Origin of the sequence: Acinetobacter sp. 1294243 (genome assembly GCF_000588015.1) — a bacterium.
Lineage (GTDB): Bacteria > Pseudomonadota > Gammaproteobacteria > Pseudomonadales > Moraxellaceae > Acinetobacter > Acinetobacter pittii.
This window is the reverse complement of the sequence record NZ_JFXG01000003.1, coordinates 187334-210944: the sequence shown is the minus strand read 5'-3', so window position 1 is coordinate 210944 and position 23611 is coordinate 187334. Positions and strand designations below refer to the sequence as shown.

Genomic DNA, 23611 nt, shown 5'->3' with positions numbered 1-23611 from the left:
CATAAATCATGCATAATTATTTTTGTTTTGTGAAAATATGCATGATTTGTGCATGTATTCTTTTCTTCATACACAATCCAAATAAAAACAATCTGCAATAAAAAAGCTCGGTAATAAACCGAGCTTTTTTTGTTATCAACTCAATTAGTCAATTGGTGGTACATAGTTACCAGAAGCAATTGCATCTTTAATGCGGTCAGCTTCAGCCAATACTTGACCTAAAAGGTTTTTAACGTTTTCAAATGTCACAACAGGGCTTAATGTTGTCATTTTCAATGACTGTACATTACCAACTTTTGTTACACCGATATTTGCTTCACCACGTGCAAACAATTCGTCCGCTACGTTTTGGTTCAAGCTATCGATAAACTCAACTGGATAGCCTTGTGGAACAACGCGGAATAATACCGAAGCAAACTGTGGTTCAACTAAAAGTTCTAAACCATCAGTTGCCTTGATGTAATCTGCAACTTCACGAGTAAGTTTTACACCATGGTCAATCATTGAACCATAAAGGTCTTCACCTAGTGATTCGATTGTCATCCACAATTTCAATGCATCAAAACGACGAGTCGTTTGTAATGACTTAGACACAAGGTTTGGTACACCGTGCTCTTCATCATAAGCAGAGTTCAAGTATTCAGCTTCGTAGTGCATGAAACGATAGTTCGCTTCATCTTTCAACAAGAACGCGCCACAGCTAATGCTTTGGAAATAATGCTTATGGAAGTCGAGGGTAATCGAGTCAGACAACTCAATACCATCAAGCATTGCACGATAGTCATTTGACAGAATTAATGCACCGCCCCATGCCGCATCGATATGCATCCATGAACCATATTTATTGGTAATTTCACGGATTTTCTTCAATGGGTCAATTGCACCAGCATCGGTTGTACCTGCTGTCGCAACGACACAAGCAACAACTTTACCTTCAGACTGAAGATGCGCCATCGTTTTTTCGAGAGCATCTACATCCATCTGTGCATTTTCATTCACAGGAACAGTTACAACTGACTGGAAGCCCATGCCCATCATTGCCATGTTCTTTTGCACAGAGAAATGTGCATTTTCAGAACAAATGACTTTGACGTTTTTCATTGCATCGGCAGGAATACCATCACGCTGTACAGACCATGGATTACCATTTTCGTCTTTCCAGTTTTTCGAGATGCACCAGTCACGAGCAAGTAACACACCCATCAAGTTAGATTGAGTACCGCCAGAGGTGAAAACACCTGCCTGACCAGAACCATAACCCACTTTTTGACGCAACCAATCAATGAGCTGAACTTCCATTAATGAACCCGCTGGGCTTTGATCCCATGAGTCCATAGACTGGTTAGTTGCATTAATTAACACTTCCGCGATCTGGCTCATCACCATGGTTGGGCAGTGTAAATGTGCTAATGAATGTGGATGATGTACTTTCAAGCTTTTATTCAAGAAAAGCTCAATCATACGTTGAAGAGATTCTTGTACACCCATACCTTCTTTTGAAGGTTGGAAAGAAATTGCTGAACGCAATTCTTTAATGCTACCACCAGTGTACATCTTTTCATTTTGCAACCATGCTGAAACGGCTTTTACCGCTTCGCCCATTGCTGACTCATAGTCAGCAATGGATTGTGCATCATTGCAGAGTAACGCTTTACGATGTTCTGCAAAATCCACCATACTTATGCGCCTCGTACTGCAACCAATGCTTCTGCAATTGCTTTCTTAAAGCGAGCAACTACTTCAACACACTCGTCTTGAGTGATGATTAGCGGACAAAGTAAACGAATTACCGTACCGTTACGTCCACCTTTTTCAAGCAATAATTTATTGTTGAAACAAGCAGTTTGAATCGCAGCAGCTAATTGTGAATCAGCAGGATGCGAACCAATACGATCAGCTGGTTTACGCTCGTCAACGATCTCAACACCGATCATTAAACCACGACCGCGTACGTTACCGATACATGGGAATTCTTGAGCTAATTTTTTAAATTCAGCTTGTAAGAAGTCACCACGCTCTTGCGCATTTTGAGCAAGATTTTGTTCGCTAATCGTTTTTAATACGACAAGACCAGTACCCATAGCAAGTTGGTTACCACGGAAAGTACCCGTGTGACCAGCAGGCTGCCAAGCATCAAATTTACGTTTAATACCTAATACTGCAAGTGGTAAACCACCACCTACTGCTTTAGACATTACAACAACATCAGGTTCAATACCTGCATGTTCAAATGCAAACATTTTGCCTGAACGTGCAAAGCCAGCTTGAACTTCGTCTAAAATTAAAACGATGTTGTGCTTTTCAGTCACTTCACGGATTTTTTGCAACCATTTTACTGGAGCTGTAACTACACCGCCTTCACCTTGAATCGCTTCAAGAATAACAGCAGCCGGTTTTGTTACACCGCTTTCTACATCTTCAATAAAGTTTTCAAAGTAGTAAGTTAAAGCGTCAACACCAGCTTCACCACCTAAACCAAGTGGGCAGCGGTATTCATGCGGATATGGCATGAATTGTACGCCTGGCATTAAACCGTTAACTGCATTTTTTGCACTTAAGTTACCAGTCATAGCAAGTGCACCATGGGTCATACCATGATAACCGCCAGAGAAACTGATCACTGAACTACGGCCAGTGTAAGTCTTAGCAAGTTTGATTGCTGCTTCAGTTGCGTCTGCACCAGCAGGACCACAGAACTGCAAGCAATATTCTTCTTTACCACCAGGTAAATATGCTAACAATGCTTCAGTGAATGCATCTTTTAAAGGTGTGGTTAAGTCTAAAGTATGCAATGGCAAACCACTTGCCAATGTATCTTGAATACTTTGAATCACCGCAGGATGATTATGACCTAAAGCCAATGTACCTGCCCCAGCTAAACAATCAAGGTACTGTGTACCTTCAACATCAGTAACCCAGCATCCTTGTGCTTTCGCTATCGCTAACGGTAATTTACGTGGATAGCTACGAACATTTGATTCCATTTGACTTTGGCGAGTCAAATAATATTCGTTAGTAGCATTAGTGGCAGGGTTAACGGAAGTAACGCTCATATCGGATTACCATCTCTGATAGGGGGAGAAAGAAATAAGTCTGGTGACGATTGGTCCTTTGACTCGGTGCTTTATAGAACTAGTAAAGACACTTATTTTATATCTTGTAACTAGGAGCGCGATGATACCTAATTTTACAAGAAAAAAAACGTCTTTTATGTACTTTACTCATCTAATCTTATTGAAAAAATGTATCATCCCAATAGTTATGATGAATTATCATCATACTATGTGACAACCTAAAGAAAATATTCTTTTTTTATATTACTTTGATTTTTTAAGTTACATTGAAACACTTTAATTTTAAGATTTTAATTTTTAAAGACTTTATATTTACCAAAATTTAAAAAAACCTGATCTGACTATTACAAATACGCCACAAAATCTGCAAAAGTTATGCATAAGTTATGTTTAACATTTCCTAATGAAAAAAATTAAATTTATATTAATTTTTAAAGGAAAAATTTATGCGTACTTTAGCCGTATCCACCCTTCTTTTAGGTTCTCTCCTTAGCCCTTTAGTTTTTGCTCAGGATGACAATGCTTTGAACTACAATATTGTAAATGTACAAGCGGAAGCTTCTCGCCAAGTTTCTAATGATGAAATGCATGCAACTTTATATATTGAAAAAAGTAACAAACAACCAGCCGAGCTTTCAAACCAAATTAATCAGCTGATGAATCAGGCACTTAATGTTTCTCGTAAATATCCACAAGTAAAAGTGGAAACTGGTGCTCAAAGCACTTATCCAATTTACGATAACGATAGCAATAAGTTAAAAGAATGGCGTGGCCGCGCTGAAATCCGTCTTGAAAGTAAAGACTTTAAAGCTGCTAGCCAGTTAGTAAACGAATTACAGCAAAACTTCCAAACTCAATCGATTAATTTTACGGTTTCTGATGAACAACGTAAAAAAGTTGAAAATGAGTTAATGGTAGAAGCATCTAAAAACTTCCAACAACGTGCTCAAATGTTGACCCAAGCTTGGAATAAAAACCAATATACTTTGGTCACTCTAAACCTGAACACAAATAATTATTTCCCTCAACCTGTAATGCGTGCCAGCATGGCTAAATTTGCTATGGCCGAAGCTGCACCAGCTCAAGACATGGCAGCTGGTGAGTCTAAAATTACTGTGAATGCAAACGGTTCAATTCAGTTTAAATAATTTGTTTCTCTAAAAAAAAAGCCCTGATTAGTTCAGGGCTTTTTTTTGACTTATTTTTTAAAAGGTAAAGCGTATTTAAATATACGGCCTACCACTTGTCCAAACTGTTTAGCCAGACTTGCATTGTTATAATTTAGACCATATTTTTTACATACAGCTTCAACTTTTGGAGCCATTTGGCGATAACGACGCGCTGGAATATCTGGGAATAAATGGTGCTCAATTTGATGGCTCAAATGTCCGCTTAAAATATGTAATGCTTCTGAACCTTTCAAATTAGAAGAACCACGAATCTGGCGCATATACCAGTGACCACGGCTTTCTTCTTGTAAAACAGACTTTGGAAATACTTCTGCATCTTTTGTGAAGTGACCACAGAAAATAATCGTAAACGTCCAGATATTACGAAGACCATTTGCAACCAAATTACCAGTGAATACAGGTAAAGCTGCTGGACCTGCAATTAAAGGGAAGAAAACATAGTCTTTAAAAAGTTGTTTTCCAATCTTTTTATTCACAGGTTTTAATTCTTCCAAGAATTTTGCCATGCTCTTACGCTTGTAAAGAACGCGACCAATTTCAAGATTCTGAATAGCTACGCCCCATTGGAACAATAAACAAAATGGGATGCTATAAACAGGTTGAAGCAAGAAACCTGGCTTCCAGCGTTGCTCTGGGAATAAACGAAGTAAACCGTAACCAATGTCATCATCAATACCTTTAATATTGGTATAGGTGTGATGTTTATAGTTATGAGTTTGACGCCAGTTATCAGAAGTACCGACAGTATCCCACTCGTAAGTTTGACCATTAAATTTAGGATCGTTCATCCAGTCATATTGACCGTGCATCACGTTATGACCGAGTTCCATGTTTTCCATAATTTTAGAGAAGCCTAACAGACCTGTTCCTAAAATCCATGCTGGTGGGAACCAACCTGCAAACAAACATGCACGACCTAAAAAGCTACTATAACGAATTGCAGCATAAACACGGCGGATATATTTAGCGTCTTTCTCACCCAAATCATCCAATACTTCTTGCTTGATCTGATCGAGCTCTTTTGCAAATGCATCAAGTTCTGCTGGAGTCAAATCTCGATTTTTAGGATTTTTAAAATATTCGACTTTCACGGGCATATTCATAAGAGTTCTCTCTTAAAGATCAATAACTAGATCGGATTTTGCTGAGTTCACACAAATTTTGAGTAATTGGCTTGGTTCAGTGTTTTCGCTACCGTTAAGTAAATTACGTGTTGAACCTTGGGATTTATTACAAACACATTTATTACAAATTCCCATACGGCAACCATGAGTTGGTTTAAGACCTTCATGTTCAAGGCTAACCAGAATTGACTGGCCTTTAGGAATTGCAATAACCTTATTAGACTGGGTTAATGTGACATTCACATAACCAATATCATCAGCAGAGCTTTCATTTGTTAAGCTAAATGCTTCTGTTAAAACGGCTGGAGCTTTTTCAAAAAGTTGCTCAACAGTCGCCACAAAACCAGAAGGTCCACACGCATAAATTGTGCTGTTTTCTACATCATCAACTAAAGCTAAATGCTCTGCATTTAAACGTTCATCATTTGGGGTTTCTTGTGTATAGAAAACCTGATAATTAAAGTTCGGATATTGCTGCGCAACTTTTTCAAAGTATTCAACAAAAGCTGCATCTGAACGTTGTTTTACCCAATATAAAAGTTGCACCTGAACTTTATCTAACTGCTGGCTTTGTTTAATCGCAGTAATCAAGCTCAACATTGGGGTAATACCACTACCCGCAGCCAACATAATTAAATTCGGTGTTTTGATGTTTTGTTGCATGTCACCATAAGGTTGACCAAGCTCAAAAACATCACCGATTTTGCTTTCAGAAATAAACCAGTTACTCACGATACCATCAGCAACTTTTTTTACGGTTAAACGTAAGTGCTGAGCATCAATTTGCGTCAAACTATAAGTACGTTCATAGCGACGACCAGCAATTTCTACAATCACAGGATGATGCTGGCCTGCAACGCCCATTTTCACTAAGCGGTTGCATTTTAGCGTCAGGCTCACCATGTCATGAGCGACAAATTCTTTTTTTACAATTTGAACAAGTCCGTGCTTTACAGACCATAAAGGATTAACTTTTTGTAGCCAGAAATTAGCCATTTCTTTATCAAAGATGGCTTGTGTCAATGAATTGAATAGAGAATTTCTCTTTTCGATTGCTTGCATAACTGAAGGCTCTGTCGCTCTTTTTTAATTATTATACACATGTATATATATTTGTATATACACCCGTACTTTTAATTACAATTTCACAAGTTCAGCTTCTAAGGCTATAATCCTGAGAGTTTACAAATATATTGAACAGCATGACCCAATCTTCACTTTCTCAGAACCTGAATGACACACCTCAACAACAAGATGTCATTGAAATTAAAACAGCTACGCGTTCTGTTGGAAGAAAAGCGACAATTACTAAAGAAGAACTTTTTCAGGCCGCTTTAAACCTCATTGGTCCGCAAAAAAGTATTGCGTCATTGAGTTTACGAGAAGTAGCTCGAGAAGCAGGAATTGCGCCAAATAGTTTCTATCGACATTTTAAAGATATTGATGAATTAGCAATTTCTCTAATTGACCGCGCAGGTATCGTTTTACGTAAAATTATCCGTCAGGCTCGCCTACGTGCTTCTTTACAAGAAAGTATTATTCGTAGTTCTGTCGATATTTTCCTTCAACAACTCGATGCCGATGAAGGTAATTTAAGTTTATTACTACGTGAAAGTTTTACAGGTTCTGCTTCTTATAAGGCTGCCGTAGACCGCCAGCTCAACTTTTTTCAGCAAGAGCTACAAGAAGATTTAATTCGTCTTGAACGCTTAAATAACAATCACCTGTATCACCCAGACCTTGTTGCTAAAGCAATTACTCAACTTGTGTTTCACATGGGCGCCAAAGTGATTGATTTGCCGATCAATCAACGTGCAGAAGTTGCTGAACAAACCATGATTATGATTCGGATGATTTTAGAAGGTGCACGTCATTTAGATGAAGCAAAAATTCGCTAAAATGATCTAATGAATGGCTTGTTGATGAACAGGCCATTTTTACATCTAACTCCTCTATTTTCCAATAAAAATATAATTCACTGATTGAAGCGAATAGCTTGCCAGAGTATAAATAATCATTCCGTTTGCTCTTTCTCCTATATTCCCAACGATCTCAGGGATCCACATGCAAAATTTGAATAATCGTCAAAGTCTGATTGCAAGCTACATTCTAATGGGCATCTTTTTGCTTTCGGTTATCCCATTACATCTATTAGCAAGTTTTTTTGCAGGCTTTCTCATTTATGAAATTATTATTAGTTTAAGTTCGGTTGTAGAACGTTATATTGATGGCCAAAGAGCCCGTATTTTTATTAGTATTTTACTCAGTATCGTCACCATCTCACTTATTGGTTTTTTCATAACGAGTCTGATTAGTTTTGTTGTATACGATCTAAAAGGCGTCGGATTACATAGTATTAATAGCAAGGTTGATCAAACCCTCCTTCATTTGCAAGCAGAGATCACAAAATATCTGCCAGGTTATATTCCTGATAGCGTGACAGATCTAAAAGACGAAATCTTTGCATTTATGAAAGATAACGTCACCACCTTAAAAAACACCAGTTCCGATATTTTGCATAACTTCGTGACCATGGTCATGGGATTAATTATTGGTATTTTGGTAGCAATACATGGTTTTCATCGCCGTACGCCTCAGCCTGTTTTTAAGTCACTGCTTATCCAACGTATTCAAAAACTATCAATTTCATTTAAAAATGTTGTTTTTGCCCAAATAAAAATTTCAGCGATTAACACCCTGCTCTTTATTTTATTCGCCTTTATTTTGTTGCCGCTTTGGGGAGTTCACCTTCCTTTTGCCAAAACTTTAACTATTTTGACCTTTATGTTTGGTCTCATTCCAATTTTGGGGAATCTACTTTCAAACACTTTAACGTTTATTGCAGCTCTTACAATTTCCCTAGGGCTAGCAGGAGCAGCATTACTTTACCTCGTTTTGGTTCATAAACTTGAATATTTTATTAATGCTAAAATTATTGGGCATAAAATCAATGCAAATGCATGGGAGATTTTATTAGCAATGCTAGTATTTGAGTCAATTTTTGGCTTAGGCGGTTTAATCGCAGCTCCAATTTTTTATGCGTATTTAAAGCTAGAATTAAAAGACGCTGGGCTTATCTAACTCAAAATCGATGTATAAAAAAAGCGCCCTCTCGGCGCTTTTTTCATTGTGGGTAAGTTACGGCTTAACCACAACTAACACTTGAATTGCTTCTGGTGTAACAGTTAAACCATCAAGTAAGCTCAAGCCTTCTTTTTGCAGTTTCTGTAAACGCTCAATTTCGTCTTGACGAATACTTGGGTTGAACTGTTTTAGATAAGTTAAACGGTCAATTTCATATTGCCATTTATTGCCATAATGTTCTTTTGCTTGTTGCTGAAGCTGCGGTAAATCAACTTTCGCAATTTCTAACGCTTGTTTATAGCGCTGCTCAATGATATCACGGCGAGCTTTAACTACTTGGCGGCAGCTATTGCCATCTAAATGATGTAAATATGGTTTTAAAATTGTTGGATCAATCTTTTCAGATAAATCCTGTCCATTTTCACTTAACAATACACGGATAAGCTGCTTAGGTAAGCTTGATGGCAAGTTCAAAGATTTAGGTGCAACAACATCCACTTTAAACCAGACTTCAATTAATACTGAACCCTGCTTTAAAGCATTAGATTTGAGTACAGCAACATTGGTACTACCAAATGATTGTGTACGGATCATTTCCATAACACTTTCAATGAATGGGTGCTCTAAAGTTAAATACTGAGCATCTTCACGAAGCTGAGCTTGATCGCGATAGAACGTTGCGGTCATACCTTCTTCGTCTAATGCCAAACCTTGCACTTGCATTTGGTCGGTCGGTTTAATAATCACCGTACCATTACTTTGCTCATCAAAATCGATATTGGTTGATGACATGAAACGCTTCACAAACATTGGTAGCGTAGTATTGTCGTCATAGTCTTCAAGAGCTTGAACAATTTCTTGTGCCACAATAGGACGACATGAATTATATTCAAGTAAACGATCTCGGCCAGCTTGAAGTTCAGCTTCTAAGGCTTGACGTTGAACATTCACCTCTTCAAGCAAATCTTCAAATGTTTGACCTTGGTCTGCAAGTAAACAATCTTTTAATTCAACAATAAAATTCTCTTGCAGCGTTTGCGCTGTCGGAGAAATATTGCTGAAAATATTTAGTGCTTCGTTATACCAACGGAACATACGCTCTTGAGCTGTTCCCACAAGGTATGGCACATGAATTTGGATACGGTTTTCTTGACCAATACGGTCTAGACGTCCAATACGTTGCTCTAAAACATCTGGGTTAGCTGGTAGATCAAATAAAATTAGATCACTGGCGAATTGGAAATTACGGCCTTCCGAACCAATTTCCGAACACAATAGAATCTGAGCGCCATAGCTTTCTTCAGCAAAATAAGCAGCAGCTTGGTCACGCTCAAGTAAGCTCATGCCTTCATGGAACATTGCCGTACGAATGCCTGCATGCAAACGCAACACATTTTCTAAAGATTCAACTACTGGTCCGCTACGCGCAATTAAAAGCACTTTTTTATGCTTAAGATCTTTGCGTAAAATTTCCATTAACCATGGCACACGCGGATCATTTTGCATCCATGAACCATCAATTTGTGCTTCTTCAGGCCACATCTGCTCACGCAGTTTGCCATCTTTTGACCAATCTTCTGGTGCTGGTAATGGTGCTGGTTGACAATCACGACCTGGGAAGCCCTGAATGGCTTCACGTGTATTACGGAATAAAATACGTCCAGTACCGTGACGGTCTAATAATTCGTGAATTGCTCTAAAGCGTTGGTCAGGCTGATCTTCAATGCTGTGACCTAACAAACCTTCTAAAGCAGATAAATGCTCTGGTGTTAGAGCTTGATCCGACATGAGCACTTCAGCAATTTTTGCAGTCTGCTGGTACTGAGTCTCTTCATCTAAGAAGCGCTCTAAACTACTAAAACGCTGTGGATCAAGTAAACGTAAACGTGCGAAATGACTTTCTACACCTAATTGTTCAGGTGTTGCAGTGAGTAATAGTACCCCTGCTGTATTTTCAGCGAGCTCTTCAATTAAATCGTAGCGATCATTACCGCCTTCTTCTTCGCTCCACATCAAATGATGTGCTTCATCGACGACGAGCAAATCAAAACCAGCTTCTATGGCTTTTTTACGCAAATCATCATGGTCAACCATTAAGTCAACGCTGGCAATAATGCATTGCTCAGTCAAGAACGGGTTAAGCTCTGGATCATGTTCTTTAATAGATGCGGTACGCGTTAAATCAAACAGAGAGAATTGCAAGTTAAAACGGCGACGCATTTCAATCATCCACTGATACTGAAGAGAATCAGGGACTAAAATCAGAATACGTTCTGAACGACCAGTTTTAAGCTGTTGGTGGATAATTAAACCAGCTTCAATTGTTTTACCTAAACCAACTTCATCGGCAAGTAAAACACGAGGTGCAAAACGTTTACCAACTTCATGTGCGATATAAAGCTGATGAGGGATCAGGCCAACACGTGCACCGACCATCCCACGTAGAGGACTGGTCTGCATTTGTGCTTGCATCAACATCGCTTCAATACGCAAGTCATACCACTCTTTATAGTCAACTTGACTTGCAAGCAAACGATCTAAAGGTTTAGATAATTGAATTTGCGCACCAATACGTGTTTCATTAAGCGCTTTACGCTCTTGCTCGCCATTTTCTAAAGTACGAACAACGTTGTAACGCAAAACGCCATGACGGTCTTCAACAGACTCAACGATCCACTTTTGGCCTTCTTGATCTTGAACTTCATCATTCGTATTGAAGATGATACGAGATAGTGGAGCATTATTACGTGCATATACACGTGTCTCATCACTTTTGGGGAATAAAATGCTGACAGATCTTTCATCTACATCAATAAGAACACCTAAACCGAGCTCAGTTTCTGTGTCTGATAGCCAACGTTGACCAATAGCATACTGCTGCAATTTTTCCACCTTTCTCTCAAGTTCGCACTACATATTGTACGATGCAAATTAGCTTATTTTTGCATCTTTTTATGTAGTCTTTAAAGCAAAATTTTGAAGCAAAAACCAATTAAATTGCTTTGCTACAAAAAATCACGCATTAAAATTTTTACATTAAAACGGTACAGGACAGTCAAAAGTTAATGTTTCTGCTGTGACAGGATGATTAAAACTTAACTGTTTGGCATGCAAACATAAACGCGGAACAAGTTGCTGCTCCGGTGTTGCATACAGCGTGTCACCTACAATTGGATGCCCAAGATATTGCATGTGTACACGGAGTTGATGAGATCGGCCCGTAATTGGTGTTAATTTGACACGAGTTACAGGCTGTCCCTGAATCTGAAAATGTTCTATTGCCTGCCAATGTGTTAAAGCAGGCTTATTGTGAGAAGCGTCGACAATATGTAAAGGTGGTCGGCTTGGGTCATAGATGACAGGAATATCTACAGTCCCCTCACCCTCTAAATGACCTGCGACAAGCGCTTCATATATTTTTGAAGTCTGACGATCTTGAAATTGACGTGCAATTGCACTTTGACCGCGCTTCGATAAACCAAATACTAAAATACCTGAAGTATCTCGGTCTAGACGATGAATGAGCAAAGTTTTAGGTTCAATTGCAACCAACCTTGTCAAAACGCTATCATGTAAATCACCCTTACCAGGAACACTCAAGATGTCCGAAGGTTTATGAATCACCATAAAATCATCATCACGATAGATCAGATGTTCACTTAGAAAATCACTCAAAGTTGTATTCCCAAGGTAAGATGAAAAACAAGCGGGCAATAATAAAAAGCTTACGTCCGAATTACAATGCCGTTCGGGTAAATTAACAGCAGAATTTGCAAATATTATGGATCACTTGAGGTCTATAGTCAGTCAAGGCTTCAATAACTGCATAATATGTTGCAATGTCGGTGCTTGCATTATCTCTTCAGCACTTAAGCTCGCACCATTTGCACGCCATAGATCGACCAAATAATTCACAGCAGACTGATCTAGTCCGTAGTTTCTTAAATCAATTTCAGGATGGATCTCCATAGGATGTCGCCCCACATGTTCAGCAATTGCCAATAAGATTCCTTTATCTGACAAGATATAAGAGGACGGCGTACTTAAAGACCATAACCGCATTAAGCTCTGCGTATTTAAATGTTTTATATGGTCAAAACTGATCTTTTCAACCCATTGGATATGCTGCTCTAGATTAGCCGCCAAGATCGCATCATTTACAACACTGACCTGATCTGTAATCGATAAAACAAGCTGCATGACTTGTTTAAACAGAGGCGACAAATCACCTGCCATCATAACTTGGGCTTTAGTATTTGATGACAAACGCTGACCAAGCTCCAACATGGTTTGTTGAAGCTGAGATGTCTCAATAAAAATAATTGAAATTTCAAGTGATTGAGCGCGCTTAATCAACAATTCCAAATGATTCGCCAATGGTTGCTCAGACCAATCTGGTCGTAGTTTAAGCTCATTGAGCCCAACCATGAGCAAAATACTTTGCGCTGACTCAATTGACCAATTTGAAGTACTTGCAGCTAATTGGATTTTTCGAGGTAAGGGATAAAACATTGTTCTCTACAAATATAAAAATAGCTCAAATTAAAAAGCCCGTTTAACACGGGCTTTTTTGCTTACTTCATTTCAGCGAATGTTTCTTTTGCAGCCTGAATGGTAAATTCAATATCTTCATCAGAATGTGCAGATGAAATAAAGCCTGCTTCAAATGCTGAAGGTGCCAAGTTTACCCCACGCTTTAACATGCCATGGAAGAACTTTTTGAAAGCTTCAATATCACATGCCAACATTGAGTCAAAGCTTGTAATATCTTCTTGGTCAGTAAAGTAAAGACCGAACATTGCGCCAGCTTGCTGAGTCTTAAATGGAATACCCGCTTCATCAGCTGCAGCTTGTAAGCCTACAAGTAGCTTTTCAAGTTGAGCAGATAATTTGCTGTAAAAGTCAGGTTGGCGTAAATGTTTAAACATTTCAATACCAGCACGCATAGCAAGTGGGTTACCAGATAATGTACCGGCTTGGTATACACCGCCTAAAGGTGCGATACATTCCATGATTTCACGCTTACCACCAAATGCACCAACTGGTAGACCTGCACCAATAATTTTACCTAAAGTCGTTAAATCAGGTTTAACGTTATAAACCGATTGCGCACCACCTAAAGCAACACGGAAACCTGTCATCACTTCATCAATAATGAATACAGATTTATATTCATCACAAATATCACGAATGGCTTGTAAGAAACCGTCAATTGGTTTCACCATATTCATGTTGCCCGCGACTGGTTCAATAATAACGCCCGCAATTTCATGGCCGAACTTAGCAAAGCATTCTTTTAATGCTGCAATATCGTTGTAAGGTAGTGTTAAAGTGTGTTTAGCAAAATCAACAGGAACACCTTTCGAAGTCGGTTCACCCTCACCTAAAGTAAGTAAGCCCGAACCTGCTTTTACTAAAAGTGAGTCAGAGTGGCCATGGTAACAACCTTCAAACTTCACAATTTTGTCACGGCCAGTATAACCACGCGCTAAACGAATAGCCGTCATGGTCGCTTCTGTACCCGAGTTAGTCATACGCACCAATTCAATGGATGGCATGATTTCACAGATAATATCTGCCAGTGTTGTTTCGTGTACGGTTGGTGCACCAAAACTTAAGCCATCTTCTGCTGCTGTTTGTACAGCCTTAATAATCTCTGGATGAGCATGACCCAAAATCATTGGCCCCCAAGAACCAACATAGTCAACATAACGCTTACCATCGACATCCCATAAATAAGCACCTTTGGCTTTCTCAATGAAAACCGGTGTTCCTCCAACGCCATTAAAGGCACGTACCGGAGAGTTCACACCACCTGGAATGTGTTTGCTGGCTTGTTTAAATAACTGTTCTTGCTTTGGAGATAAACTCATGGAAATGCTCGTCTTAAATATCTAAAAAATAATTTTGAAAGCTTAAGAAAATAATTGTGCCCAGGCCTGTACACGGGCAGGAATTTCAGCAGTTGATCGGCCTAATATATCACTAATGACTGCACAGAGGTCAGCCCCAGCCTCAATCACAGGTTTTGAGTTTTCAACAGTTAAACCACCAATCGCACAAATTGGTACATCATATTGGGCTGCTGCTTGCTTAATTACTTCGATCCCCACATTACCTGCTTCAGGTTTTGTAGAGGTCGCATAGACTGCACCAAATGCAATATAAGTCGCGCCATCTGCAATTGCTTTTTGTGCAAGCTCTAAAGAATTCAGACAAGTACGACCAATAATGACGCCTTCTGGTAATTGCAATTTTGCATCGGTAATTTCACCGTCACTTTGACCTAAATGCACACCTAATCCAAACTGAGCGGCCAGTTTTAGGTCATCATTAATCACAAAAGGAACTTGATATTTTTCACATAAAAGTTTGATCTGTTCAACTTCAGCAGGCTGGTCGACTTTTTCTACTTTCTTACGACGGTACTGTAAAATTGCGACCTGACGAGTTGCGAGTGCGGCATCTAGTTTTTCTAATAATAGTTGGATTGGGTCATCGTTGGTAATGAGATATAAACCGCGCATACTCTACTCTCGCTTTAAAAAACTTGGCTAGTATAACGGATTTATAGGACATCATAAGTACCGATTGATATAGGCTTACCAGTACCAATCGGTATATTTAGAATAGAAATAAATATTAGCTGGGAATTTTATCGTGCTTACGGTCAATCAAACTTAAGCGACCAGTCGCAACGTCAGACAACATTCGCCAATCAGAAATAAAGCTATAGAAAGGCTGTTTAAAACTGGCAGGCTTATTTTTTTCAAACACAAAATGTCCAACCCAAGCATTTGCATAACCCGCTACCAAACCATAGAGTACATATTTGGCTTGCTTCTTACGGACTGCTTTTGAAAAAAAGTATAGACCAATGCTACTGCCCACCACATGCAAACGTCTGCTCATGATGTTACGGTGTTCAGTTAAATAAAAACGATAAAATTCCTGATAGTTTTTAATCGGCAATTCAAACTCTGGCTGAGCTTCATGGCTAAAGTTTATTGGTGCATTCACGATCATCTTCCTGATTTTTATTTGATCAAAACGTCACCTGATTGTACACCTAAATAAAAGTGTAGCGTCATATGTTTGATTGTAACTTTCTCTATCAAAACCATTATTTTTAGAGCTAAGCTATTATACTTATTCAAGATAGTCTAAATACCTGATTCAGGGAGATATATTATGGTCGAAGTCGAACTAAAGTTTCAGTTACCTGAATCGAAGAAAAAAACTGTCCAGCAATACTTAAAAAAACACAAAGCAAAGAACATTCACTTACAGGCAAAGTATTACGATACTCCTGATCGATTACTTGCAAAAAACGGTATGGCCTTACGTTTACGTAAAGAAGATGATCAATGGGTACAAACATTTAAAGCCGCAGGTCAAAGCCATCTCCACCGTGTTGAAGAAGAAATTCATTTAGGTGTGTGTGACCAAGAACCTGACTTAAACCTTGAGTTATATCAAGATAATAAAGTGGTAACTGATTTAATTAATACGGCTTTAGGAACAGAAGCTGAAAAATTAAGTTTGCAGTTTGAGACTGATGTACATCGTACCTACCATGTGTTTGAAGCAGATAATACAGCGATTGAAGTTTGCTTAGATGATGGTGTCGTAAAAACAGCAGATGCACAAAGTGTAATTTGCGAAGTCGAATTTGAACTCAAACAAGGGGCTGTGAAAACGCTAATTCAGTTTACGCAGCAATGGATTAATCGTTACGCACTTTGGCTTGATGTAAGAAGTAAAGCCGAACGTGGCAACTTATTAGCACTAGGACAAGCTGCCTCACCTGCTGTTCATGCCAAAGCTCTGAAACTAAATAAAGATATTACTGCTCAACAGGCTCTCAAAAAGATTGTCGAAATCTGTTTAGAACAATTTTTACCAAATATGGCTGTAATTGCCGATGGCGTTGCTGAAGCTGAGCATATTCACCAAGCACGTGTGAGTCTACGTCGTTTACGTAGTGCCCTTAAGCATTTTACAGGTTGGTCAGGCGAGCTAAATCCTGTTTGGGAAGAACAAATTGCTGAGCTTTTCCGTAAACTTGGAGATACTCGTGATGAAGATGCTATTCGCACCGAAGTGTTACCTATTATTCAACAACATGGATCACCTGAGCTTTTACTACCAGTTTCAGCCCAGCCCTCAAAAGAGCTCTCAATAATCTTTACCTCTGCGGATACGATTAAGCTGTTACTCAATTTATTAGCATTTGCTTATTCAGAAGAAGATTCCAAGTCCCCAAAAGGCAGCTTAAAAAAACATATTAAAAAGAGTTTAGATAAGTTACATCATAAAGTGATTAGTAATGCTGAACACTTCTCTGAGCTTGAAGTGACTGAACAACACAAAATAAGAAAGCAAGCTAAGCAGTTACGTTATTGTGTTGAGTTTATTTCTAGTCTTTATCCAAATAAAAAAGTACAGCAATATTTAAAACAGCTACAACCTGTGCAAAATACCCTAGGTCAATATAACGATTTGTTTATTGCAGAAGGTATTTTTAACAATGTGGTTGAACAAGATCCGTCTTTTTGGTTTGCTCTAGGTTGGGTCAAAGCCAAACAGCCACAATTACAAAAGCGCTCAGCAAAAGCTTTACAGACTTTTAGTCAGGCTGAAACTTTCTGGTAATTTATAAAAAGTCGCTGTAAACGTGCAGCGACTTTTTATCGGTATTTACCAAATACTTTCCACACACCGTTATCTGCTAACGGATCACTATAACTATCACTACGTTGCTTTCTTGGCTTATCCCGAGCATCGACCAATTTAAAATGCGGCTCAACCCCTAGCACAATCCCATTCGTATAAAACCGTGAACGAGTATATTCGCTTTGCCCATGTTGAAACACATAGGTTCTTAAATCAATGAATTCACGGTGAGCAACCAAAGCCGCGGTATCATCGCTTTGCAACCATTCTTGCATTGTAAATATCTGGTCTGTTTCAAACTGTCCGCATTTTTCAATAAGACTCGCTACACCGCGGAAAGTTTTAGATTCTTTTGCGCGTGTTTTATTAATCCTTATTCGGTCTACGTGAAAAAAGAATAGCGGTAAATTTAAATGACTTGGCAGATGAATGACATCTGGTAATTCATCTTCCATAAATGGCTGAAAAAGCTCTTGTGCCCTTTCAATTAAGCCCTGCCATTGACGGTAATAATTTTCGACTTCTTGTTGCAAGCCATAATAAATCGGTAGCCCTTCAACATGCTCTAAATATTGGGGTGGGAAAACATGCTGGCGTAATAAAGCAATATCTGTCTTTAAACTTTGAATCGCAATTGCATCTTGCATATTAGTCTCTCCTACCAATACTTAGGCTATTTACAGACTAAGTCAAAGGTTTTGTTTCCGCAAGCGTTTGCCTATAATAAGCAGCTCTATTTTTGCGGGAATAAGTCATGTCTCAAAAGATTAATGCAACAGATATTACTGAAGAAGAAGCATTAAATGCTGTTTTCTTTGAGCGTGCGGATGAATTTATTAAACAGGCTAATGATTTTTGTCGCCCGCCAAAAGATAAAAAAGTTGATCCAGCTGAGCTACGTGGTCAAGTGAGTGCTGCAATGTTATTTGCTACTGCCCGCTTCAATACATGGGTCGCAGCAAATAACTTTAAAGATGGTAATGAAATGCGTGATGCGAAAGATCAGGTTATGTCTTACCTTCTTCAGCAATTTCAAATGATGCTTGAAGATAACTTCGATGAATATTGTGAACAATTCGAAAATTATTTACGTTTCCGTAAAAATGAAGATTTTCACGCGCACAAACATGATCATTAATGTGATTTAAAGACCCAAATAAAAAGCCACATTTGAGTGGCTTTTTATTTGCGAGAAGACTTTATTTCTTTGCGGCCTGACCATATTGATCAGCCATCACTTCGACCAAATGTTCAGGTTTAATATACTTCTTAATTACTCTGTTAACGTCAGCAACAGTCAATTTAGTTAACTCTTGATCATGACGAATTCGGTCTTGCAATGTTTTGTTTGTTTCAAGCTGTAGATTTAACATGCCATGAATATTACGCTCATCTTCTAATGCCGTAACTCGTTTCTTCATGATATCTGCTTTAGCAGCTTCAAGCTCTTGCTCAGTTACCCCATTTTTAACCAAGTCATTTAACACTTTGTGTATTGAAGCAGACACTTGTGCTGAGCGACCTGAAGTATAATTTGCACTAATGCTTAAGGCCCCTACATTCGTATCACGGTCAAGTTGTAGCCCACTTCCAAAACCATACACCAGCGCATTTTTCTCACGAAGCTCTTGAGCTAAACGTGATGAAATTTGAGACTCACCTAAAATATAGTTCATTAAAATGAGAGCAGATGCATCTGGATGGTTTTTCCCAACTGGAATTGAAAGCACACTTTGGTAGCTACCAAATTCACGCTGTTCAGATAAAACATGAACTTGCTGTGCTGGAAAATCAACGTGATCAATCAAGATTTTTTGATATGGCTGCTTACCGTTCCAACGACCAAATTCCTGATTCAGTAATTTTTGCATTTTTTTCGCATCAAATTCGCCTGTAATAGCAATTTGAGCATGGTTCATTGCAAAGAAACGCTCATATAACTCTTTCACTTGCTCTTGAGTTGCATTTTTCAACTGCTGTTTTGCCAGTTCAGGTTCAAAGTGATAACGCAAATCACCCGGTTGATATTCTTCAAGCAAACGTGAAAGTGTTAAGCCAGCCACGACATCTGGCTCGGTATAAGGACGATCAAGGCTTGATAAACTTTGCGATTTAATTAAATCAAATTGAGATTGCTCAAATTTCGGATTTTTCATCACATCAAGAACAAACTCGAAAAACTCATCAAATTTTTCTGATTTAGACTGAATATTAATGGTCATGCCATTGCCGTCAGCACTTGCATAAGCCGCGCCGCCCGCATCAATCGATTTATCGGCAATATCTTGCAAACTGTATTTATCAGAACCACGAAGCAATAGATATGAAGTTAAATCAACGACCGTACCCTTATTAAATAAAGATTTTTCTGTTCCAAAGTCCATCGTAATCGTTGCATAAGTACGATCATCACGTGTTTCAACTGGGAATAAAGCGTACTTCATTCCATTTTTCAGTTTTCCACGGATAATCTTTTTCTCATTGCTTTCAACATATTGCTTAGAAGTTTTTAAAAACTCCGCAACTTCTTGTTGATACACCTTTGGATCTTTTAAAGGCTCTGCCTTTGCTTCTACCTGATCTAGAGTTTTAGGTGCTTCTTTTGCATTTTGCTGTTGAGCTTTTTTCTGATCTTCAGGTGTTGGTAAAATATCACCGTCAATGCGATGCTCAGCCACAAGGAATTGTTTTAAAGTTTGATTCACTTGGTCTAACTTAACGTTTTCTACTGAATCTAAATCTTTAAAATATTGATCCCACTGACCGCCAGCGACAGTGTAATCACTTAAACGTGACCCAAGTGCTACCGCATCTTTAGTAATTAAATCACCTTGAGTTTTCATTAAACTCTTAACACGATTTAATTCAACCTCAGTAAAAGGCTTTCCTTTCTCGATACCCGCTAGCAGAGAGCTTTCAACTTTTTTAGGGTCATTACTTGGTGAATAAATGGCACCCAAAAACACCACATTAAAATCTTGGTCTAACCACGTACTTGCATCAACATTTGTGGTAATGCCTGTTTCAACCATATTCTGGTATAGATGACCACTTGGCTGCATGGTATATAACAAAGGTGCTAAAGCGAGTGTTGGCTGAATTTTGGTATTTTTACCATTCATATAGATATGGAATTTAGCGAGATCGCTCCCCTTTTTCACTATGAATTGACGATTTTTCATTTTTGTAGAGTCAAGCACAGGAATCTGTACAGTTTTAGGAACCGCTCTTGCCGCAATTGGACTAAAATATTGATCTATTGTTTTTAAGACATCAGTCTTATCAAATTTACCTGAAATCACCATAACCGCATTATTGGGTGCATACCAGCTACGATAAAACTGGTTCAGTTCAGGCATCTTAATAGATTTAAGCTCAGGCAAATCACCAATCGGTAAACGACCTAAATATTGGTTACCATAAGCTGACTTCCACATTTGATCCATCAGCACAGCAAAAGGCTGATCCATACGGACTTCACGTTCACGCTTTACAATTTCAATCTCGGAAGGAACAAACTTTTCTTGAAGAACTAATTTATCCATACGCTCAGATTCAAGATACAGTACCTGATCAAGCGCAGTTTTTTCTGGACGAACGATATTAGTATATTTTGTTGAATAATAATCGGTGCTGGCGTTTGTCATCAATGTATATTGATCTAAACGACGCTGGAACTCTTCCCCTTTAACATTTTGTGTCCCCTTAAAAGCCAAGTGCTCAAGCAAATGAGCTAAGCCACTTTTACCTTGCGGGTCATTTAATGAGCCTGTTAAATAAATGGTATTAATAAAGATTTTATTTTCTTTGTCATTCGGCGCAAGTACAATCCGAAAACCATTATCTAATTTATATTCCTCAATATTTTGCTTACTTTTTACTAGTGTAGTTTGTGCCCAAGACGCAGCACTTAAACCAAGAATACATAGGGAGAGTGTCAGTTGTTTAAACTGCATAAACATATAAATACCAATTAATTTGAATAATAAAAAATCAATAGTTGTGGGACTATAGTAGGAAATTTAAGCTGACTTTCATAGTAAAGTTTTGAAAAAAAGCCGTTTATTTAAACGGCCTTATATTTTAAGGAAAAATTTCAGCTTGCATATAAAGCTTCCCATACCCTGAAACTTCAATACGTTCCTGATTCAGGATATTGCAATATAAAACGCCTCCACGGCTAGAAGCCTGATAAGCCATAATATTATTTTTATCGAGTTTCTCTGCCCATAATGGTGCTATTGCCGTATGAATTGAACCCGTAACTGGATCTTCCTCAATGCCCGCGACAGGTGCAAAATAACGCGATACACAATCATATTGTTGATCAGCTTTTGAGGTGATTGCAACATCCATCCCTGCAGTGGTAATCGCAGTCCGTTTACCTAAGGCTTTAAGTAAGTTCATGTCAGGCTGCTCATCTAACACGTCTTGCACTGATTCATACTCAACAATGTAGGCTTGAACATTTTGATAAACCGCTTTAAAGGGTTTTGTTAATGCTTGACGTAAAAGAGCTGGATAATCTTCAACTTGATGAGCTTTGCGAATTGGAAAATCCATTCTAATTTTACCGTCTTCATCTTGGTGAACAATAAAAAGCCCTAAATTTCTGACATGAAAATTAAGAGTCTTTTTCTCGGTAAAATCTTTAAATAATATGAAAGCACTGGCAAGTGTGGCATGCCCACAGAAATCAACTTCGATCGTTGGAGTGAACCAACGGATTTCATAGTTTTCAGAGTCTATAATTTTTACAAAAGCAGTTTCAGATAAGTTGTTTTCAAGTGCTATCTTCTGCATTAAATCTACATCTAACCACTCTTTTTCAACAACGACAGCGGCTGGATTTCCACGAAATAGCTCTTTTGTAAAAGCATCGACTTGATACATTTTCATGATAGTGCTCTCTTTTGTAATAGACTCATTTTCGAAAATTATTTAAAAGAAAAACAGATACAGTTTTTTTTAAATTAACATCACAGTAATAATTTATGCATATAAAAAAACGGCTCATCTAGAATAGAGAGCCGTTTTTTTACTGATCTTTAATGATGTTGAGTTAATTCAATTTCATCTTCACTGTTTAATATTTCTTTATCAGTCTGGCCCATGAATTGACTCGTCACTACACCCGCAGTCATTGAACCATTTACGTTTAATGCAGTACGTCCCATATCAATGAGGGGTTCAATTGAAATAAGAAGCGCAACCAATGTTACAGGTAAACCCATTGCAGGAAGAACAATCAGCGCAGCAAAAGTCGCACCACCACCCACTCCGGCAACCCCAATTGAACTTAAAGTCACAATACCAACTAACGATGCAATCCACATTGGGTCTAAGGTGTTGATACCCATAGTTGGTGCAACCATCACCGCGAGCATTGCAGGATACAAACCTGCACAACCATTTTGACCAATAGTCGCCCCAAAAGAAGCAGAGAAACTTGCAATAGATTCAGGCACACCCAAACGACGAGTTTGCGTCTCAATGCTCAGTGGAATACTTGCTGCACTTGAACGACTAGTAAATGCGAACGTTAAAACTGGAGCAACTTTCTTAAAGAATTTAAGAGGAGAAACGCCTGTAAGCGTCAAAATAATGGCATGTACGATAAACATAATCGCCAAGCCTAAATAAGCCGCCACCAAGAACCCGCCTAGATTTAAGATATCTGCGACATTTGAACTAGCCACAACTTTGGTCATAAGCGCAAATACACCATACGGCGTAAGTGTCATCACGAGACGAACGAGCTTCATTACCCATGACTGCAACGTCTGAATCGCAGTAAGAATACGTTGACCTTTTTCTGCGTCGTCCTTCATTAGGTTAAGCGCTGCTATACCTAAAAAGACGGCGAAAATAACCACGCTAATAATTGAAGTTGGGTTTGCACCAGTTAATTCAGCAAATGGGTTACTTGGAATAAAGGAGAGAATAAACTGCGGTACACTTAAATCGGTAACTTTACCTACATAGTCCGTATTAATGGCAGTTAAGCGTGCAGTTTCAGCAGCACCTTGCACCAAACCTTTTGCAGTTAAGCCAAATAGATTAGTAACGAATACCCCTACCAGTGCAGCAATCAGTGTTGTAAAGAGTAAAGTACCAATTGTATAAAAACTGATTTTGCCTAAAGATGAGGCTTGGTGTAATTTTGCAACCGCTCCCAAAATAGACACAAATACCAAAGGCATCACGACCATTTGTAAAAGTTTTACATAGCCGTTTCCAACGATATTAAACCAGCTAATAGATTCAGCAAGAATCGGATGGCCACCGCCATAAATCAAATGTAGTCCTAAACCAAACCCCACACCTAGAACTAAGCCAGCCAGTACTTTTTTAGATAAGCTCCAGTCCGTTTTACGTGTTTGGGCGAGTAAAAATATTAACCCGACAAAAACCACAATATTGATGATTAAGGGTATATTCATTCCCAAACTCCAAATTATTG

The 23611-nt window shown here is 38.6% G+C and carries 19 protein-coding genes; 5 read left to right on the top strand and 14 right to left on the bottom strand.

All coding sequences use genetic code 11. The annotated features are described in order from the left end of the window. Positions 1–144: 144 nt before the first annotated feature. A complete protein-coding gene (locus tag J655_RS10560) occupies positions 145–1677 on the bottom strand; it encodes a pyridoxal phosphate-dependent decarboxylase family protein (protein WP_002118849.1) in 1533 nt (510 codons plus the stop codon). A 2-nt stretch (positions 1678–1679) separates the two neighbouring features. Continuing rightward, positions 1680–3053, bottom strand: coding sequence for a diaminobutyrate--2-oxoglutarate transaminase (locus J655_RS10555; RefSeq protein ID WP_002118718.1), 1374 nt, complete (start codon positions 3051–3053; stop codon positions 1680–1682). Positions 3054–3520: 467 nt separating this feature from the next. Between J655_RS10555 and J655_RS10550 the strand changes: the two genes are divergently transcribed. Then, positions 3521–4222 (top strand): SIMPL domain-containing protein, encoded by a 702-nt coding sequence (locus J655_RS10550; protein WP_005803821.1) that lies wholly within the window; start codon positions 3521–3523, stop codon positions 4220–4222. A 50-nt stretch (positions 4223–4272) separates the two neighbouring features. Here the strand turns inward: J655_RS10550 and J655_RS10545 are convergent, their stop codons facing one another. Both J655_RS10545 and J655_RS10540 read right to left on the bottom strand, forming a co-directional pair. Continuing rightward, positions 4273–5367 carry a fatty acid desaturase family protein gene (locus tag J655_RS10545; protein ID WP_002118415.1) on the bottom strand — a complete coding sequence of 365 codons (1095 nt, stop codon included), beginning with the start codon at positions 5365–5367 and terminating at the stop codon, positions 4273–4275. Positions 5368–5379: 12 nt separating this feature from the next. Further along, positions 5380–6450, bottom strand: a complete 1071-nt coding sequence (locus J655_RS10540; protein WP_017480609.1) for a ferredoxin reductase — start codon at positions 6448–6450, stop codon at positions 5380–5382. A 140-nt stretch (positions 6451–6590) separates the two neighbouring features. Here J655_RS10540 and fabR point away from each other — a divergent pair, with 140 nt between their 5' ends. Both fabR and J655_RS10530 read left to right on the top strand, forming a co-directional pair. After that, on the top strand, positions 6591–7286 hold the full coding sequence (gene fabR, locus J655_RS10535) for an HTH-type transcriptional repressor FabR (protein ID WP_002118668.1): 696 nt from the start codon (positions 6591–6593) through the stop codon (positions 7284–7286). Between the two features lie 166 nt (positions 7287–7452). After that, on the top strand, positions 7453–8469 hold the full coding sequence (locus J655_RS10530) for an AI-2E family transporter (RefSeq protein WP_005067939.1): 1017 nt from the start codon (positions 7453–7455) through the stop codon (positions 8467–8469). Between the two features lie 57 nt (positions 8470–8526). Here the strand turns inward: J655_RS10530 and rapA are convergent, their stop codons facing one another. From rapA to J655_RS10500, 6 genes are all read right to left on the bottom strand, one after another. Then, the gene (gene rapA, locus J655_RS10525; protein ID WP_032052347.1) at positions 8527–11364 is read right to left on the bottom strand and encodes an RNA polymerase-associated protein RapA; all 2838 of its coding nucleotides are present in this window, start codon (positions 11362–11364) and stop codon (positions 8527–8529) included. 144 nt (positions 11365–11508) lie between these two features. Continuing rightward, positions 11509–12147 carry an RluA family pseudouridine synthase gene (locus J655_RS10520; protein WP_005307342.1) on the bottom strand — a complete coding sequence of 213 codons (639 nt, stop codon included), beginning with the start codon at positions 12145–12147 and terminating at the stop codon, positions 11509–11511. A gap of 132 nt (positions 12148–12279) precedes the next feature. Further along, positions 12280–12984 carry an isochorismatase gene (locus J655_RS10515; RefSeq protein ID WP_032052346.1) on the bottom strand — a complete coding sequence of 235 codons (705 nt, stop codon included), beginning with the start codon at positions 12982–12984 and terminating at the stop codon, positions 12280–12282. A 62-nt stretch (positions 12985–13046) separates the two neighbouring features. After that, positions 13047–14345: a glutamate-1-semialdehyde 2,1-aminomutase gene (gene hemL, locus J655_RS10510; protein ID WP_005073243.1), complete on the bottom strand. Its 1299-nt coding sequence runs from the start codon at positions 14343–14345 to the stop codon at positions 13047–13049. Between the two features lie 42 nt (positions 14346–14387). Further along, on the bottom strand, positions 14388–14999 hold the full coding sequence (gene thiE / locus J655_RS10505; protein WP_032052345.1) for a thiamine phosphate synthase: 612 nt from the start codon (positions 14997–14999) through the stop codon (positions 14388–14390). Positions 15000–15114: 115 nt separating this feature from the next. Continuing rightward, positions 15115–15498 (bottom strand): DUF962 domain-containing protein, encoded by a 384-nt coding sequence (locus J655_RS10500; RefSeq protein ID WP_075383512.1) that lies wholly within the window; start codon positions 15496–15498, stop codon positions 15115–15117. A gap of 165 nt (positions 15499–15663) precedes the next feature. Here J655_RS10500 and J655_RS25515 point away from each other — a divergent pair, with 165 nt between their 5' ends. Continuing rightward, entirely contained in the window at positions 15664–17127 is a 1464-nt protein-coding gene (locus tag J655_RS25515; RefSeq protein WP_032006969.1) for a CYTH and CHAD domain-containing protein, read from the top strand. A 35-nt stretch (positions 17128–17162) separates the two neighbouring features. Here the strand turns inward: J655_RS25515 and J655_RS10490 are convergent, their stop codons facing one another. After that, a complete protein-coding gene (locus tag J655_RS10490; RefSeq protein ID WP_032006967.1) occupies positions 17163–17795 on the bottom strand; it encodes a hypothetical protein in 633 nt (210 codons plus the stop codon). 107 nt (positions 17796–17902) lie between these two features. Here J655_RS10490 and J655_RS10485 point away from each other — a divergent pair, with 107 nt between their 5' ends. Then, positions 17903–18286: a DUF3144 domain-containing protein gene (locus J655_RS10485; RefSeq protein ID WP_002118682.1), complete on the top strand. Its 384-nt coding sequence runs from the start codon at positions 17903–17905 to the stop codon at positions 18284–18286. Positions 18287–18347: 61 nt separating this feature from the next. Here the strand turns inward: J655_RS10485 and J655_RS10480 are convergent, their stop codons facing one another. The 3 genes from J655_RS10480 to J655_RS10470 form a co-directional block, all read right to left on the bottom strand. Next, positions 18348–21110 carry a M16 family metallopeptidase gene (locus tag J655_RS10480; RefSeq protein ID WP_032006966.1) on the bottom strand — a complete coding sequence of 921 codons (2763 nt, stop codon included), beginning with the start codon at positions 21108–21110 and terminating at the stop codon, positions 18348–18350. Positions 21111–21231: 121 nt separating this feature from the next. After that, positions 21232–22047, bottom strand: coding sequence for a PhzF family phenazine biosynthesis protein (locus tag J655_RS10475; RefSeq protein WP_032006965.1), 816 nt, complete (start codon positions 22045–22047; stop codon positions 21232–21234). A gap of 149 nt (positions 22048–22196) precedes the next feature. Beyond that, the gene (locus tag J655_RS10470; protein ID WP_032052343.1) at positions 22197–23591 is read right to left on the bottom strand and encodes an L-cystine transporter; all 1395 of its coding nucleotides are present in this window, start codon (positions 23589–23591) and stop codon (positions 22197–22199) included. Between the last annotated feature and the right edge of the window lie 20 nt (positions 23592–23611).

What these genes read in the sequence shown, in the direction of transcription:
- J655_RS10500 (WP_075383512.1), bottom strand. Translation starts at nt 15,498, where the DNA reads ATGATCGTGAATGCACCAATAAACTTTAGCCATGAAGCTCAGCCAGAG.
- J655_RS10550 (WP_005803821.1), top strand. Translation starts at nt 3,521, where the DNA reads ATGCGTACTTTAGCCGTATCCACCCTTCTTTTAGGTTCTCTCCTTAGC.
- J655_RS10515 (WP_032052346.1), bottom strand. Translation starts at nt 12,984, where the DNA reads ATGTTTTATCCCTTACCTCGAAAAATCCAATTAGCTGCAAGTACTTCA.
- thiE (WP_032052345.1), bottom strand. Translation starts at nt 14,999, where the DNA reads ATGCGCGGTTTATATCTCATTACCAACGATGACCCAATCCAACTATTA.
- J655_RS10560 (WP_002118849.1), bottom strand. Translation starts at nt 1,677, where the DNA reads ATGGTGGATTTTGCAGAACATCGTAAAGCGTTACTCTGCAATGATGCA.
- J655_RS10540 (WP_017480609.1), bottom strand. Translation starts at nt 6,450, where the DNA reads ATGCAAGCAATCGAAAAGAGAAATTCTCTATTCAATTCATTGACACAA.
- J655_RS10475 (WP_032006965.1), bottom strand. Translation starts at nt 22,047, where the DNA reads ATGAAAATGTATCAAGTCGATGCTTTTACAAAAGAGCTATTTCGTGGA.
- J655_RS10485 (WP_002118682.1), top strand. Translation starts at nt 17,903, where the DNA reads ATGTCTCAAAAGATTAATGCAACAGATATTACTGAAGAAGAAGCATTA.
- J655_RS10490 (WP_032006967.1), bottom strand. Translation starts at nt 17,795, where the DNA reads ATGCAAGATGCAATTGCGATTCAAAGTTTAAAGACAGATATTGCTTTA.
- J655_RS10530 (WP_005067939.1), top strand. Translation starts at nt 7,453, where the DNA reads ATGCAAAATTTGAATAATCGTCAAAGTCTGATTGCAAGCTACATTCTA.
- J655_RS25515 (WP_032006969.1), top strand. Translation starts at nt 15,664, where the DNA reads ATGGTCGAAGTCGAACTAAAGTTTCAGTTACCTGAATCGAAGAAAAAA.
- J655_RS10555 (WP_002118718.1), bottom strand. Translation starts at nt 3,053, where the DNA reads ATGAGCGTTACTTCCGTTAACCCTGCCACTAATGCTACTAACGAATAT.
- J655_RS10470 (WP_032052343.1), bottom strand. Translation starts at nt 23,591, where the DNA reads ATGAATATACCCTTAATCATCAATATTGTGGTTTTTGTCGGGTTAATA.
- hemL (WP_005073243.1), bottom strand. Translation starts at nt 14,345, where the DNA reads ATGAGTTTATCTCCAAAGCAAGAACAGTTATTTAAACAAGCCAGCAAA.
- J655_RS10480 (WP_032006966.1), bottom strand. Translation starts at nt 21,110, where the DNA reads ATGTTTATGCAGTTTAAACAACTGACACTCTCCCTATGTATTCTTGGT.
- J655_RS10545 (WP_002118415.1), bottom strand. Translation starts at nt 5,367, where the DNA reads ATGAATATGCCCGTGAAAGTCGAATATTTTAAAAATCCTAAAAATCGA.
- fabR (WP_002118668.1), top strand. Translation starts at nt 6,591, where the DNA reads ATGACCCAATCTTCACTTTCTCAGAACCTGAATGACACACCTCAACAA.